The organism is Tateyamaria sp. GN1-10 (assembly GCF_055693845.1).
Genome location: NZ_JBVFUR010000004.1, coordinates 1,884,894 through 1,900,175, shown reverse-complemented (window position 1 = coordinate 1,900,175; position 15,282 = coordinate 1,884,894). Strand labels below are relative to the sequence as shown.

Annotated in this window: 14 protein-coding genes and 2 pseudogenes; 7 read left to right on the top strand and 9 right to left on the bottom strand. The window is 59.4% G+C overall.

Annotated elements, in window-relative coordinates; all coding sequences use genetic code 11:
* Nucleotides 1–20 precede the first annotated feature (20 nt).
* Nucleotides 21–1,217: an HlyD family secretion protein gene (locus ACZ1HN_RS11200; RefSeq protein ID WP_472727543.1), complete on the bottom strand. Its 1,197-nt coding sequence runs from the start codon at nt 1,215–1,217 to the stop codon at nt 21–23.
* Nucleotides 1,210–1,620 (bottom strand): hypothetical protein, encoded by a 411-nt coding sequence (locus ACZ1HN_RS11195; protein ID WP_472727542.1) that lies wholly within the window; start codon nt 1,618–1,620, stop codon nt 1,210–1,212. Before ACZ1HN_RS11195 ends, ACZ1HN_RS11200 begins: the two co-directional genes overlap by 8 nt.
* 239 nt (nt 1,621–1,859) lie before the next feature.
* Between ACZ1HN_RS11195 and ACZ1HN_RS11190 the strand changes: the two genes are divergently transcribed.
* Nucleotides 1,860–2,045 (top strand): hypothetical protein, encoded by a 186-nt coding sequence (locus tag ACZ1HN_RS11190; RefSeq protein WP_472727541.1) that lies wholly within the window; start codon nt 1,860–1,862, stop codon nt 2,043–2,045.
* A 74-nt stretch (nt 2,046–2,119) separates the two neighbouring features.
* On the opposite strand, the gene ACZ1HN_RS11185 is transcribed toward ACZ1HN_RS11190, so the two are convergent.
* Entirely contained in the window at nt 2,120–3,745 is a 1,626-nt protein-coding gene (locus tag ACZ1HN_RS11185; RefSeq protein ID WP_299209054.1) for a SulP family inorganic anion transporter, read from the bottom strand.
* Between the two features lie 309 nt (nt 3,746–4,054).
* Here ACZ1HN_RS11185 and ACZ1HN_RS11180 point away from each other — a divergent pair, with 309 nt between their 5' ends.
* From ACZ1HN_RS11180 to ACZ1HN_RS11155, 6 genes are all read left to right on the top strand, one after another.
* Nucleotides 4,055–5,182, top strand: coding sequence for a hypothetical protein (locus ACZ1HN_RS11180; RefSeq protein ID WP_472727540.1), 1,128 nt, complete (start codon nt 4,055–4,057; stop codon nt 5,180–5,182).
* Entirely contained in the window at nt 5,110–5,787 is a 678-nt protein-coding gene (locus ACZ1HN_RS11175) for a hypothetical protein (protein ID WP_472727539.1), read from the top strand. The genes ACZ1HN_RS11180 and ACZ1HN_RS11175 overlap by 73 nt, the downstream gene beginning before the upstream one ends.
* Nucleotides 5,788–5,923: 136 nt before the next feature.
* Nucleotides 5,924–6,796, top strand: coding sequence for an S-methyl-5'-thioadenosine phosphorylase (locus ACZ1HN_RS11170; protein WP_472727538.1), 873 nt, complete (start codon nt 5,924–5,926; stop codon nt 6,794–6,796).
* Between the two features lie 16 nt (nt 6,797–6,812).
* Nucleotides 6,813–7,445, top strand: a complete 633-nt coding sequence (locus ACZ1HN_RS11165) for a LysE family translocator (protein ID WP_472727537.1) — start codon at nt 6,813–6,815, stop codon at nt 7,443–7,445.
* On the top strand, nt 7,442–7,972 hold the full coding sequence (locus ACZ1HN_RS11160; protein ID WP_189368826.1) for an adenine phosphoribosyltransferase: 531 nt from the start codon (nt 7,442–7,444) through the stop codon (nt 7,970–7,972). Before ACZ1HN_RS11165 ends, ACZ1HN_RS11160 begins: the two co-directional genes overlap by 4 nt.
* 114 nt (nt 7,973–8,086) lie before the next feature.
* Complete coding sequence (locus ACZ1HN_RS11155; protein ID WP_472727536.1) at nt 8,087–8,842, top strand: SDR family NAD(P)-dependent oxidoreductase; 756 nt, start codon at nt 8,087–8,089, stop codon at nt 8,840–8,842.
* Here ACZ1HN_RS11155 and ACZ1HN_RS11150 read toward each other — a convergent pair.
* From ACZ1HN_RS11150 to thrC, 6 genes and pseudogenes are all read right to left on the bottom strand, one after another.
* Nucleotides 8,829–9,566 carry an SGNH/GDSL hydrolase family protein gene (locus tag ACZ1HN_RS11150; RefSeq protein ID WP_472727535.1) on the bottom strand — a complete coding sequence of 246 codons (738 nt, stop codon included), beginning with the start codon at nt 9,564–9,566 and terminating at the stop codon, nt 8,829–8,831. The two genes, ACZ1HN_RS11155 and ACZ1HN_RS11150, sit on opposite strands and share 14 nt — an antisense overlap.
* 73 nt (nt 9,567–9,639) lie before the next feature.
* Complete coding sequence (locus ACZ1HN_RS11145) at nt 9,640–11,061, bottom strand: FAD-binding oxidoreductase (RefSeq protein WP_472727534.1); 1,422 nt, start codon at nt 11,059–11,061, stop codon at nt 9,640–9,642.
* A gap of 68 nt (nt 11,062–11,129) precedes the next feature.
* Nucleotides 11,130–11,962, bottom strand: a pseudogene (locus ACZ1HN_RS11140) (MBL fold metallo-hydrolase).
* A gap of 62 nt (nt 11,963–12,024) precedes the next feature.
* The gene (locus tag ACZ1HN_RS11135; protein WP_299209033.1) at nt 12,025–12,609 is read right to left on the bottom strand and encodes a GNAT family N-acetyltransferase; all 585 of its coding nucleotides are present in this window, start codon (nt 12,607–12,609) and stop codon (nt 12,025–12,027) included.
* The gene (locus ACZ1HN_RS11130) at nt 12,609–13,871 is read right to left on the bottom strand and encodes a M16 family metallopeptidase (RefSeq protein WP_472727533.1); all 1,263 of its coding nucleotides are present in this window, start codon (nt 13,869–13,871) and stop codon (nt 12,609–12,611) included. Before ACZ1HN_RS11130 ends, ACZ1HN_RS11135 begins: the two co-directional genes overlap by 1 nt.
* Before the next feature lie 21 nt (nt 13,872–13,892).
* Nucleotides 13,893–15,280 (bottom strand): annotated as a pseudogene (gene thrC / locus ACZ1HN_RS11125) (threonine synthase).
* Nucleotides 15,281–15,282 lie beyond the last annotated feature (2 nt).

Genomic DNA, 15,282 nt, shown 5'->3' with positions numbered 1-15,282 from the left:
AAGCAGGTCGGTGGGGTTCCTTAGTGTGCTCCGCCGCCTGCAAGCCCGACGCCGGATATCAACGCGCCCCAGACCTTGAGGCGCAGCCCCACCGCCTTGACCACACCTGTGGCCGCAATGATGTGCCCGGCCACGCCGCTGAGATTGCTGGTATAGGTCTGGATGATGCAACCGGAGCCATCGACCATGATCGCCTCATGCTCGGGGTGCTCAAGTTCAAAATAGACCAGCATCGATCCGCGTTGCAGCCCGTTTTCCGGCTCAAGCAGCCGACCGCCGGGCACCACCTGCCCTGCCGCGATGGCGGGTTGGATGGACGCGACGCGCGCAGGCAGAACGGCATTGCGGAATGACAGGCCGATATTGCTGTCGCAGGCGATCTCAGCGGGCATCCCCTCGTACAACGTGGCGCGGGCGACCTGTGAAAACCCGGCGGTGATGCGAAGAGGGACGCCTTCGGGTCGGTCAGGGATGATCACCATCGCCGGGCTCAGGATCAGTTGGGACGCCGGGCTGCCCACGCTCATGGCAAGCTGGGTGACGACACCATCAGAAAAGGCGCGCACCTCTGTCTGCGCCAGCGCCACCTGGGCGCGCTCCAGGGCCGCCTCGGCCGCGCGGCGCTCGGCCGGGATTGCCTGCGTGATGTCGGATTGGGCCAGATCAGCTTGCGCTTCGGCCGCGCCCTTTTCCGCCTCAGCGACAGCCACGGTGGATTCCAGTTCGCGCACCGTATCCTGCGTCCCCACATTGCGGGCCAGCAATGTCTGCGCGTTTTCCAGATCGACCCGCAGCTTTTCAAGCGATGCGGTTGCTTCGATCACGCTGGCCTGCGCCACAAGCAGTGTGTCCTGCGCCTTGACCTCAGCGGCTGCGAGGCGGTCAAACTCGGCCTCTGCCTGTTTGACGGCCGCAGCCTGGGCACTGTTTTCAATACGAAACAGAAGGTCACCCTTCGACACGCGTTGTCCGTTCACAGTGGGCAGTTCAGTAACCGGGCCGCTGGTTTGCGCCACAACGGACACAGTGCGGAACGGCAGCAGGCCGGAATAGGATTTTGGGTGGAAGTAGAAGATCACCAGAAAGAGCGCAAAGGCCATGATCGCCCACAGGAACACCGCCGTGCGCATGTTCCAGACCGTCAATGCCTCGCCTCGGCGCTTGAGTTGGAAATACCGGATAACGACCGGGAACGAAGTCAGGAGCAGTTCAAACATTCCGCGGCTGCACCTGATCGGTCCCTGTTTGCGTCGCGGCATCGGGGTATTCTGTAGATGGTATTTCGTTGCGACGAAGGTTGAACCGTGACCAGTCCGCCATCAGTGCAATCAGGATTGCGCTGAGCGGCAACAGGATATTGAAATGCCCCAAGGGAAAAATCTCGTAGAGCAGCGCAATGGTCAGCATGGTCGGTATCGTTTTGGCCAGCGGCGTGCCCTTGGACTGATGTTCAGCCCAGCGGTCGAAAGCGGCATACAAAGATACGAGCGCGTAGAGGGCCAGCGCAATGAAGATCAGTGAAATCCATGCCAGAGAATCCCCCTCCCCCGGCGCCACAAACCAAGACGGCGATGCATGCCCGCCATATTCCGTGCACCCAGTTATTTCACTTCTGATCATTCTCTAGCCTGAGTTGTCCACGGGTCCAACTGCAATTGGCAGTTTGCAGAGCATACAGGTATTGAGAAAGCGGTCAGGCCAGCAATCAACGATGAGTTTAGGTCATCAAAGCCCCATGACAATGCGGCGCCGATCGGCGATTTGGCGCGCAATTCCACGCATAGGGCGTTATCGTTTCGAGCCTCAGAAAGCCGCGTGCTAGCGTAGCGCAATACTAATTAGGCTCAGGAGTTCAGCCCATGCGTAAATTATTTGCCCTCGCTGCCATGGCAGCCATGACGACGGTTGCAGCCTGCGGCGACAGCACGCTCGAACGCGCGGTCGTTGGCGGCGCTATCGGCTGTGCAGCAGGCGAAGTGTTAACAGATGGACGCTGCGTCGAAGGGGCCGTTGTCGGCGCCGGTGTTGGCGTGATCACCAACTAGAGAAACCGCAGCATTTCCAAACAAAAGTGGCACGGGCCGGATGACACCGGCCCGATCCAAAAACCCAACAGACGTCAGTGTCCGCCCAAAATACCCGTGCGTACGCCGTAATCCGTCGCGATCTCGTAATCAGGGTCATCATCACTGTCGACAATCAGGTGACCCGCCTTGGTCAGCAGCTTGTGACAATCATGCGTCAGGTGACGCAGCTGAACGCGCTTCCCAGCCTCTTGATACTTACCGGCCACGGCTTCGATCGCCTGAAGGGCGGACTGATCCACGACACGGCTATCGGCAAAATCGATGATGACCTCGCGCGGGTCAGACTCGACCTTGAACATCTCGATGAAGCCAGTCGCCGAGCCAAAGAAAAGCGGCCCTTGCACCTGGTAGACGCGCGCGCCCTCGGGGGTGGTATAGGTCTTGGCGTGAATGCGGCGGGCGTTGTTCCAGGCGTAAGCCAATGCTGACACGATCACACCAACGACAACAGCGACGGCAAGGTCTTCCATAACCGTCACGACAGTCACCAGAACAATGACAAAGGCATCGGTCAGCGGCACCTTGCGCAGGATCTTGAGGCTGTTCCACGCAAATGTCCCGATTACCACCATGAACATCACACCGACCAGAGCGGCCAGCGGGATCAGTTCGATGATCGATGAGCCGACAAGGATAAAGGCCAGCAGGAACAGCGCTGCGGCAACACCGGCAATGCGTGTGCGCCCACCCGATTTCACATTGATCATGGATTGACCGATCATCGCGCATCCGCCCATGCCACCGAAAAAACCGGTTGCGGTATTGGCGACGCCCTGGGCAATGCACTCCTGGCTCGCCCCGCCGCGCTGCCCGGTCAGATCGCCCACAAGGTTCAGGGTCAGCAGGCTTTCGATCAGACCAATGGCAGCCAGGATGACCGCATAAGGCAGGATGATCTCAAGCGTTTCCCATGTCAGCGGCACCATCGGAATGTGGAATGGAGGCAACCCACCCTGGATCGAAGCAAGGTCACCTACACGCGGCACATCCAAACCAAAGGCAATCACGATGGCGGCAACAATCCCGATACCCGCCAGCGGTGCCGGAATGGCGCGTGTCACGCGCGGCGCCAGCCAGATGATTGCCATCGTCAACGCAACCAGCCCCAGCATCAAGAAAAGCGGCATGCCCGACAGCCAATCGCCACCCGCCATACCATGCCCGGATGCCTCGGCACTGCCCGGCACCTTGAATTGCGTCAGCTGGGCCAGGAAAATCACGATGGCGAGGCCATTCACGAACCCCAGCATCACCGGGTGTGGAACAAGGCGGATAAACTTGCCCCACTGCATCACGCCCGCAAAAATCTGCAAAAGCCCCATCAGGACGACCGTGGCAAACAGGTATTCAACCCCATGCTGCGCCACCAGCGCGACCATGACGACGGCCAAAGCGCCCGTCGCACCGGAAATCATGCCGGGACGCCCGCCGAAGATCGCGGTGATCAAACCAACCATGAACGCCGCATAGAGGCCAACAAGCGGGTGCACGCCTGCGACAAAGGCAAAGGCCACCGCCTCGGGCACCAGCGCCAGCGCCACGGTCAGACCCGACAGCAAATCCGTCTTGATCTGACCCGGTGTCAGCTTGGTGTCACCCGGCGCGATTGAGAAATCGCCGAAGCGGGTCTTGGTGTTGAGATTATCAAGAAAGGCCATTCGGAATCCGTCTGCTCGTGGGGGCGCGATCGGTGGCGTCTAAACCATCAGAGGGTTAATAACCATTGCACCAAAAGCGAGTCTGTTATGTGCGCTGCACATAGCAGGTTGTGCAGGAATGGCACGGTATTTCTGGGTATGCAGAACCTGACTTTATTTGGCGTCAGGCGATGTTAGGGTGCTCTCGGGAAACGGGAGTGTATGGGTATGGCGGTTCTGCGCACCTTTGATGATGTTTTGGCGTTCGACGACGGGCCGACGGAAGCCGAACAGAAGCTGATTGAGGCTTGCAAGGCAGGCGAGCCCTGCGTGCTTGGCGAAGATAGCCCAACAAAACCCGACGCAGATCGTAACATTCGCGCCGAAATTCTGCACTATCTGGTTCTTGGCGGGTGCAAAGACTGTGTAGTTGAAACAACGGGCGTCGCCTTAATCGGCGCATACATCATAGGCACGCTGGATCTTGATTTTGCTTCGGCACTAGGAGCGACACGCTTTTTTCGATGCCATTTTGAAAGCAGAGTCGAGTCCGAACTAACCACCTTCCAATCTGTGGCTTTCGTTGGCTGTCTATTGCCGGGTTGGCGCGCGCAGGGGGCCGACGTCAAAGGCGACGTTTTTCTCGACAACTCAACCGCAACCGGAATGATACGGTTGAGCGGGGCAATCATCGGCGGGCAACTCTCATGCGTGGGCACAACACTCTCCGTATCCGAAGACGAAGCACTCAATGCCCAAGGCGCTGATGTCAAAGGGGGCGTTTTTCTCAGCAACACTACCGCATTCGCAACGATACGGCTGAGCGGGGCAACCATCGGCGGGCAAGTCTCATGCGTGGGTGCGACACTCTCCGCATCCAAAGGCGACGCCATCAATGCCCAAGGCGCGGATGTCAATGACGGCGTTTTTATCCGCGACACAACCGCTACCGCAACGATACGGCTGAGTGGGGCAACCATCGGCGGGCAGCTCGCTTGCGAGGGCGCGACACTCTCCGCATCTGAAGGGGACGCACTCAACGCCCAAGGCGCTGATGTCAAAGGTGGTGTTTTGCTAAGCAACACGATTGCCAACGCAACAATAAACCTTAACACAGCGACAATAGGTGAACACCTTTATTGTGTCGGAACTGTATTCGGCGCCCATCAAGGAGACGCTTTGCGAGCGGACAACATGCACGTTAGTGGAACCCTACTTTGGTTGCCACAACCAAACTTTTCTGCGCACGTATATCTGACCAATGCACATGTCGGCACACTCATTGATCGCCCCGGAACATGGCCGCCTCGCGAGCTGCTCAATCTGGACGGGTTCACATACGACCGTATCGATAGTTCTCAGATAGATATCGAAACCCGCATCCATTGGCTAAAAAGGGTAGCTACACCAATGGGGAATTTTTTCCGCGACCCTTCACACAACTTGCCAAGGTTCTAGCCGAAACGGGACATGACGCGGATGCGCACAAGGTTCTGACCCGGCGCGAACACCTGCGCTACACACATCAGCGCAGGCAACTTGAACTACGCCCCGACGGCACGTGGTCGCGCGGCTTTGCAAGCCAGTGGCGAGACATTCGAATCCTTGGGCTTTGGCTGCTGCATATGGCGTTTCGATACGGCGCGGGCTATGGGCACAGCCCGTTCCGGTCACTTTACGTGATGGTTTTTCTGGTCGCGCTGACCACAGCGCCCGCCTTCCTTGCCTATCGGGAAGGGTCGATGGCCCCGAATTCCGGACCGGTCCTTGTGTCTGATAGTTGGAAGGCACTGGCCGCCAACACCAGCATCGTGAATACCGCAGAGGCATGGTCGAAGCGGATACCGGGCAAAGACTGGGAGAGCTTCAATGCGTTCGCATACGGCCTCGACGTCGTGATCCCGATCATCAACTTCGGTCAAACAGATGCCTGGGCACCGTCAACTGAGCGCAAGTACTGGGGGCGTTTTCTGTATGGGTGGCGGTGGATCATGACCGCAGCAGGTTGGGTGTTCACGGCTCTGGGCGCTGCAGCTGTAACCAGCGTCATCCGCCGAGGTTAGCCCGTTGCGCACTTATCCATCTCACCGCACGGTGGGGGTGCATGGGGGGTGTACGCGTGGTGCACGGCTGGTGTACGGGTGGTGACGGCCTGTTTTGGCTCGAAATTTTTCTTCTGTTCCGGCAAGAGAGACCCCAATGACCCAAACGAAAATCGCCGTGATTGGCGGCTCTGGCATCTACGATATCGACGGGTTGGAGGGGGCCGAATGGGTGCAGGTCGACACGCCTTGGGGCGCGCCATCTGATCAGATTCTGACCGGTCGTTTGGACGGGGTCGACATGGCTTTCTTGCCGCGTCACGGGCGCGGTCATGTGCATTCACCTACCACTGTTCCCTACCGCGCCAACATCGATGCGCTCAAGCGGTTGGGCGTGACGGATGTGATCTCGGTCTCGGCTTGCGGGTCGTTCCGTGAAGAAATGGCGCCGGGCGATTTTGTCATTGTGGATCAATTCATTGACCGAACCTTTGCCCGCGAGAAATCGTTCTTCGGCACCGGCTGTGTTGCCCATGTTTCGGTCGCGCATCCCACCTGCCCGCGCCTGTCAGACGCCTGCGAAACAGCGGCGCGCGATGCGGGGATCAACGTACACCGGGGCGGCACCTATCTGGCGATGGAGGGGCCGCAATTCTCAACTTTGACCGAGTCGAAAATGTACCGGGAAAGCTGGGGCGCGGATGTGATCGGCATGACCAACATGCCCGAGGCCAAACTCGCCCGGGAAGCCGAGCTGTGCTACGCCTCAATCGCCATGATCACAGATTACGACAGCTGGCATCCCGATCATGGTGAGGTCGACGTTACCCAAATTATTCAAACGCTTATGGGAAATGCAGATAAAGGCCGCGCGCTAGTCAAACGCCTCCCCGCCCTGCTGGGCGCGGACCGTGCCCCCTGCCCGCACGGCTGCGATCGCGCACTCGAATTTGCAATCCTTACATCACCCGATGCCCGCGATCCCACCGTGGTCGCCAAGCTTGACGCCGTTGCGGGCCGGGTGCTTTGACGCAAAGGAATTCACGATGTCTTTTGATCTTTGGCTGACATTCGTTGTCGCCTCCACCGCCCTCCTGGTCATCCCTGGTCCAACGCTCATGATGGTGCTGAGCTACGCGATGACCCAAGGGCGTAGGGTTGCCATCGCATCCGCGCTTGGCGTCGCGACCGGCGACTTGATTGCCATGACCCTGTCCGTGATCGGTCTTGGCGCTCTGTTCCTGACGTCAGCGCTGGCATTCACCGTTTTAAAATGGGTGGGCGCTGTTTACCTTGTTTATCTGGGCATTCGTATGTTGCTGAGCGCTCGGACACCCACCGCGACAACGCTGATGAACAAACCCGATGGCCAGAGCGCCAAGCGCGTGTTTCGCGATCTCACAACGGTTACCGCGCTGAACCCGAAATCCAATACGTTCTTCGTGGCCTTCGTGCCGCAATTCATTGATCCCAGAGACAGTTTTGCCCCGCAAGCCGCGACCCTGATTGCAACCTTTGTCATCATTGCCGGGATAAACGCGTTGATCTTTGCATTGGCCGCCAATGCCATGCGCAGCCGCATCACGCGCCCCACTGTCCAAATGTGGTTGACCCGCACAGGCGGTGCCACACTTGTGGGCATGGGCCTGCTGACCGCCACCCTTCGGAGAGCCACATGAAGACCGTTCAGGATTACATCCGCACCATCGTCGATTTCCCCCACGAAGGGATCATGTTCCGCGATGTGACCACCCTCTTTGCCGACCCGCGCGGGTTCCGTATTGCGGTGGACCAGATGCTGCATCCTTATGCCGGGCTTGAGATCGATAAAGTCGTGGGACTTGAAGCACGTGGCTTCATACTTGGCGGGGCTATTGCTCATCAATTGTCGATTGGCTTTGTCCCGATCCGCAAAAAAGGGAAGCTGCCCGGTGCAACGATTTCCGAGGCTTACACCCTGGAATACGGTGAGGCGATTGTCGAAGTGCATGACGATGCAATCAAAGCAGGTGAGAAGATACTGCTTGTTGATGACCTCCTGGCCACAGGGGGCACGGCCGAAGCGGGGATCAAGCTGGTGGAACGGCTTGGGGGCGAGATCGTGTCCTGCGCCTTTGTCATCGATCTGCCTGATCTGGGTGGGCGCGCACGGCTTGAGGCAATGGGCATGGACGTGCACGCCCTGTGCGCATTCGACGGAGAATAATGCCGCGAAAACGGGCATCAGGGGCGGAGCACCTTGGAAAGCAAGTCCGTTCCGCGTGTCCACACGTGCAAGACCAGCTAAGTTGACCGGATCACATACGCTGGACCGGACACCATGCCCAAACGCGATACGCGTCGTAAAATTGCGCTCATCACCGGCGGCGGCAGCGGCATAGGCCGGGCCACTGCGCAGCGCCTCGCTGCATCGGGGGCACATGTGGTGCTGACTGGGCGCCGCGCATCCACTCTCGACAGTGCAGTGGCAGACATCACCGCACAAGGTCAAAGTGCGCAGGCCATCGTGAACGATGTCACCGACAGCGACGCAGTGTCAGCCCTGCACAGCCAGATCCTGGCCGAACATGGTCGGCTCGACATCGCCTTCAACAATGCAGGCTGCCGTGAAGAGCGCGCGCATCTGAGCGATCAATCCCTCGATACCTACACGCGCGTTTTCGATACCAATGTCCGCGGGGTACTGGCCTGCCTGCACAACCAGATCGCGGCGATGCGAGCACAGGGCACAGGCGCTATCGTGGTCAATGCGTCCATCAGCGGTCTGCGCAATCCCAACCCTGGTTTCGGGCTTTACTCCGCGTCCAAGGCAGCCGTGATCTCGATGACCCGCAGTGCGGCAATGGAAGAGGCCCAGCATGGCGTGCGCATCAACATGGTCGCACCGGGGCGCGTGGTCACCGACATGATCATGGAGCCGGGGCTTGACCTTGATGCGGTCGCCGCGACGCTTCCCCTACGCCGGACAGGCACCCCCGAGGAAGTGGCTGAGGCAGTGCTCTGGCTCAGCTCTGACGCGGCGGCTTATGTTGTCGGACACGTGCTTTGCATCGATGGTGGCTTCATGGCGTCTTGACCGCTGCGGCCGAACCCAGAGCAACGGGGGGATTAGCCCGCAGAGCATCCACGATCCGCATTGCCCAGATATCATAAACCTGTGCCCCGGGGTGAAACCCATCGGCGGCCATGAGACCGGGTTCCAGCGGCAGATCAAAGGGCAGATGTTCCACCCCATCCTGATCGGCACACAGGTCAGCAAGGATCGCATCAAACCGCGCTGCACGTGCCCCCAACACATCGCGCAAAGGGCGTGGCAAAAGCGGGAAAGCCCCAAGCGGCGGCACGCCCGATGCATAGATACGCCGCACGCCGTGCCGTCTGCGCAATTGCTGAAGCAGCTTCACGTAGTTGGCGTTCCAGCGGGTTGGATGCATCCCGTTTTTTGTGTCATTCACCCCGAGAGCAATGACCGCCAAGTCAAATTCATGGGCAGGCTGTGTGTTCAGCATTCGCAACATGCCGGATGTCGTCAGTCCCGATTGGGCCCACAATGCCCATTGCACGTCGTAGTCCGAGTGCAGATGTGCGACCAGGCGACCCGCCAGTGCAGCATCCTGATGAGCCGCCCCGACACCAGCCGCTGAACTGTCACCCAGAATGAGTACCCTCAACAGAGGCCCTCCTCCCGACCGACCGTTTCGCGGCCCGTCGGCTTCTGGCAAGCGCGTGGCGCGCGCCGCCACCCAGATGGCCTGCACCAACAGGATCGGCGTAAGGACAAATGTGGGCAACCCCGCCATCAGACACGCCCTCGGGTCGGTGGGTGGGCGCCTTTCGCGGGCACAGCCTGCGAAACAGAGCCGCCCAACGACATCATCCGTGCCGCGCCCGCAAAACCGCACCAGGGTTCATAATCCCAAGGGGGTCAAGAGCATCCTTAATGGCGCGCATCGCCGTCAGATTTGCCGGGTCGCTGTAGCGCTCAAGGTCTTCGACCTTCAACCGCCCAACGCCGTGTTCAGCGCTGACTGATCCGCCCATTTCATGAACCAGATCGTGAACCATCCGTTTGATTTCGGGGCGCTCTGCCTCGTGATCCGAACGGCTTTTGCCTGGGACCGGGAAGACGTTGTAGTGCAGATTGCCATCGCCAACGTGCCCAAAGCAGTTGATGCGGAAGCTGCCAAGCCGGGCAATGCGTCGCCCACCTTCGGCGATGAACTCCGCGAGCGCCCCCAGCGGCACTGAAATGTCGTGCGAACTGATGGAGCCGATCCGGCGATTGGCCTCCGGGATACTTTCCCGGATCGTCCAAAAGTCACTTGCCTGCTGCGCGCTTTGCGCAATCATGCCGTCTTGCACAAATCCCGCCTCTGACGCCGCGACGAAAATCTCTTCCAGCGCAGCCGTCGGATTCTGGCCGCGCGACAGGCCCAACTCGATCAAAACGGACCATTCTGGTGTCGCCGCCCACGGGTTGCGGATTTGGGGCAGGGTCTCGTTCAGAAAGGCAAAACCCTGTGCATGGATCAACTCAAATGCGGATACGCCTTCGCCGACATGATCCCGCACGAGGGACAGCAAAGACAGCGCTGCCGCTGGAGAGGCGACTTGTAGCAAGGCCGTACCCGCCGCGGCAGGACGGGGCGACAGTTTGAGAGCCGCGGCGGTGATAACACCCAAGGTCCCCTCAGCCCCGATCAGAAGGTGCCTTAGATCATAGCCGGTGTTGTCTTTGCGCAGGCGGCTCAGACCGTGATAAATCTGGCCGCTCGGCAATACCGCCTCAACACCCAAGCACAGGTCCCGCGCATTGCCATATCGCAACACACCGGTGCCCCCCGCGTTGGTGCTCAGATTGCCACCGATCCGCGCCGATCCTTCGGCCGCGAGCGACAACGGAAACAAGCGGTCCACCTGCTCCGCTGCTGCCTGCACATCAGCCAGAATGACACCCGCCTCGGCAATCAGCACGTTTTCCTCGGGGTATGTGGCACGGATGGCCGTCATTTTCTCAAGCGACAAGATTAGAGGAACAGGACCTTCTTCAACCACCTGGCCACCAACAAGCCCCGTGCCTCCTCCATAAGGCACAACCGGCACACGCATGTCCGAGGCTATTGATACAAGCTTGGCCACTTCATCAGTGCTTTGGGGCAAAGCAAGCAATCCTGCCTGACCGGTATAGCGACCGCGCGGCTCTTTCAGATGCGAGGCATCAGCGGTCGCAAAGCGATCTGCGGGCAAGCTATTGCGGATGTTTTCCGCTATGTCAGCTGTCAGTGAATTCAGCATGAATGCCCCCTGCCCCTACCTGCGTTTGGTGCCAGAAACCTTCAGCCCCCACAACGCGAAAGGCACGCCTATTCGCCGTCGTCGCGCAGCCATTCCGGACGCAGGACCATGATCGTGGGACGCGCAGGCAAGCGGTCCAATGACACGTCCAGGGACGGACCGCCCACTTCAACCACCTGGAATTCATCGCGCATACCAGTCAAAAAGGCATCCAATGTGAACTCTCCAAACCAGTGCATCGGAATCACGATCGAGGATTTGAGCCGCGAAACGATGCGCATCATCGTTGGTAAATCCACGGTCATGCCTCCATCAACTGCGGCCATGACGACGTCCAGCCGCCCGATGGCCGCGTATTGCTCCGCACTGGGTTCGTGATGCAAGTGACCGAGATGCCCAATACAAAGACCGGCCAACTCGAAAATGAAAATTGAGTTTCCGTTCTCTTCGACACCGGACCATTGCGACCGGATGTCGGTCGAGACATTGCGCACAAGCACTTCTCCAAGATCGACACGATGGTCGATGCCTTGGCCAAATTCCTCTCCCCAGCCCGGCAGAACGTGGGGAATGGCCGGGTCCGGAAATGCGGTCCAATGCGTTTCATGTGCATGGTTCATGGTGACGACATCCGGGATCATCGGCACGTTGCCGACAAAGCCAGTAAAATCGGTGACCATGTTCAACCCCCCGCAGTGCGGAGCAGGAAAGAAGCATGGGCGATATAATGGATGCGCACTGTTTCGGGGGCGACCTCCACATTGTAACTGGCCTGCTGAATGTAACGTGCGCCGTCAATCTGATTGGCCAAGGCGATACAATGGCTCGGTGTTCGAACCTCTTGTGCTGCTGCTGCCATCGGCGCGATTAGAAAGGCGAAGGTAAGGAATACAAGGCGCATGCCTATCAGGTTAGTGCGCAATGCGATTTTTGCAAAACCTTGGGATAGGTTTGTGCCAGTTTTTAGCCTGCGTCAGTACGCCCGCGCCTGTCCATGCGCAAAGCTGCGTAAAGAACATGCGTTCGCCAGCGCCCATCGATCTGAAGATAGCTTTGGGCGACACCTTCATATTTGAACCCGCATGTCTCTAGCAATCCGCGCGAGGCCACATTTTCGGGCAGGCAGGCCGCTTCGATCCGGCTGAGGTCAAGCCGTGTGAACGCGTGATGCACAACCGCAAGGATCGCCTCGCGCATGTAACCTTGGCGCGCATGGGCCGCACCTGTCCAGTAGCCAAGGGTTCCGGCTTGGGCAGGGCCCCGCCGGATGTTGTCCAGCGTGATCGCGCCCAGAAGGGCGTCATCGCCACGCCGGAACAGGAATAAAGGCATCGCGGTGCCACTGGTCACCGACCGCTGCGCCCAATAGACACGATTGGTAAACGCCTTGCGCGTCAGATGATCATTTGCCCAGCTTGGCTCCCACGGGGTGAGGTGTTCAGCGCTGACGGCACGCAGCGTGGCCCAGTCCCGAAAATCGGAATGCGTTGGCGGACGCAGCGTCATCCGCTCCGTCTCAATCCGCAGTTTCCGCTTGTTCAGGATCATCAGGCGGCGCGCTGCTCCTGCAGGGCAAAGCGTGTCGGTGCGGCGTCAATCGGACCATAAAGCGCAAGCGCCATTGGGGCTTGTGTTGCCATATGCTCCGCGAATGCGCGGACATCCTCCACCGTAACGCTGTCGATTAGCGCAACGGTTTCGGTTAACGCAGGCACTCGATCCCAGATCTGCACCAGTCGCGCCAGCCGTTCTGCCCGGTTCGACGGGCTTTCGAGGCCCATCAGCAACCCGGCCTTCATCTGGGCACGTGCCCGATCGACTTCGGCGACTGTCATGTCATCAGCCGCACGCTTGATTTCGTCCACAGTAATGGTGGCCAGGTCGGCAACCTGTTCTGCTGACGTACCGGCGTACACCGTCGTCATGCCGGTGTCTGCATACGCCCCCGCTTGCGCGAAGATGGTGTAGCAAAGACCTCGGTTCTCGCGCACTTCCTGGAACAGGCGGCTGGACATGCCACCTCCCAATGCGCTGGCATAGATTTGTGCCGTGTAGATCGCATCGTCGCGGTAGCCGGGTGATTCAAAGGCCATGGCGAAATGCGCCTGTTCCAACGCCTTGCTGCGCCGTTCTTCGCCGCCTGCAAAAGTGGCAAAGTCGGCAACGCGCTTTGGCCGTGGGCTGAGATGACCGAACAGCTCCTCGGCCAATCGCACAATGGCGTCGTGATCCACCGCACCGGCCGCCGACAAGATCATCTGTTCCGGGCCATAATGCTCGTCAACGAAACGAGACAGATCAACGCACCCGAAGGACGATACCCGTTCGGACGGGCCAAGGATGGTACGGCCCAACGGCTGTTCGGGATAGGCCTGTTCCTGCAGCCAGTCAAAGATCACGTCGTCGGGCGTATCCAGTGCCTGCCCGATCTCTTGCAGGATCACACCGCGCTCGACCTCGATCTCGCTCTGATCAAAGATAGGGTTCAGCAGGATATCCGCCAGAACATCCAGTGCCAGCGGCACATCGTTTTCCAGAACGCGGGCATAGTAAGCAGTCACCTCGCGGCTGGTATAAGCGTTGATGTAGCCGCCCACATCCTCAATCGCCTCGGCGATCTGCAACGCGCTGCGCCGTTTGGTGCCCTTGAACGCCATGTGTTCCAGGAAATGGGCAATGCCGTTTTGCTCTGGCATTTCGTGGCGGGCGCCTGCGCCCACCCAGATGCCGATAGAGGCCGAAGCGAGCCCGGGCATGTGTTCGGTGACGATGCGAAAGCCGTTGCTCAGGCGATGGGTCTGCGTGGTCAAATTCGTCTCGCTACTGTGTTGTTACTGCGCGCGGTGCGTCATTATGTGGGCCTTGAGCGCCTCAAGATCATTCGGCGCGCGTGTCAGCCGTTCCGCGCGTTCATACAGGTCTGCCATCCTGGGTGGAAGGGGGGCGTGATCCCTGTCGCTGCCTCAACCGCCACAGGGAACTTAGCAGGGTGTGCGGTGGCGAGAGTGATCATGGGCGTGCCCACCTGCCGCTCGATATCCGCTACATGCACGCCGACGGCGCTGTGCGGACACAAAAGCTCTCCACTTGTTTTGAGCGAGGAGGCGATCTGGGCGCTGGTTTCGTCCTCGGACACCCGACCCGACGCGTAGTGTTCCTGCAGCACCTGCATTGCACCTTGGCTGATGTCAAAGCCACCCGCCTTCAGCTCATCCATCAACTGCGACACAGCCGCCCCGTCGCGGTCATAGCCATCGAACAGCGCGCGTTCGAAATTCGAGCTGACCTGAATGTCCATGGACGGGCTGATCGACGGGATGGTTTCGCCCTTGTGGTAGCCCTGCCCGCTCAGACACCGGTGCAGGATGTCGTTCTGATTGGTCGCCACCACCAGCTTGTCGATGGGTAGGCCCATACGCTTGGCAATGTAGCCCGCAAAGATGTCGCCGAAGTTGCCCGTGGGAACTGTGAAGCTGACTTTGCGATGCGGTGCACCAAGGGCCAGGGCGGAGGAGAAATAGTATACGACCTGCGCCAACACGCGCGCCCAGTTGATCGAGTTCACACCCGCAAGGCCAACACCATCCCGGAACTCGAAATCGTTGAACATGTCTTTCAGCCGCGCCTGGCAGTCGTCAAAATCACCGTCCAGCGCCAACGCATGCACATTGCTTTCCGTTGGCGTCGTCATCTGGCGACGCTGCACTTCTGACACACGACCGTGTGGGTACAGGATGAACACATCGACGTTGTCGAGACCGCGGAACGCCTCGATTGCCGCCGATCCAGTGTCGCCGCTTGTGGCCCCAACGATCGTCACGCGTTGCCCGCGCCGTTTCAGCGCCGTCTGAAACAGCTGACCAATCAGCTGCATGGCAAAATCCTTGAAGGCAAGCGTGGGCCCGTGGAACAGCTCAAGCAGGAAATGTCCCTGATCCAGTTGCACCATAGGTGCACGCGCCGCATGGCCGAAACCAGCGTAGGCACGGTCGATGCAGGATCGGAATTCGTCATCGGTAAAGGTGTCACCCACAAATGGGCGCATGACGGTGTAGGCGACCTCTTCGTAGGGGTGCCCCTCCATCCCGGCAATTGTTGCCTTATCAAGGGTCGGAATCGTCTCGGGAACATATAGACCACCGTCACGGGCAAGGCCGGTGAGCATCGTGTCTTCGAAGGTCAGTACGGGGGCCTGTCCACGGGTCGAGATATAGCGCATGG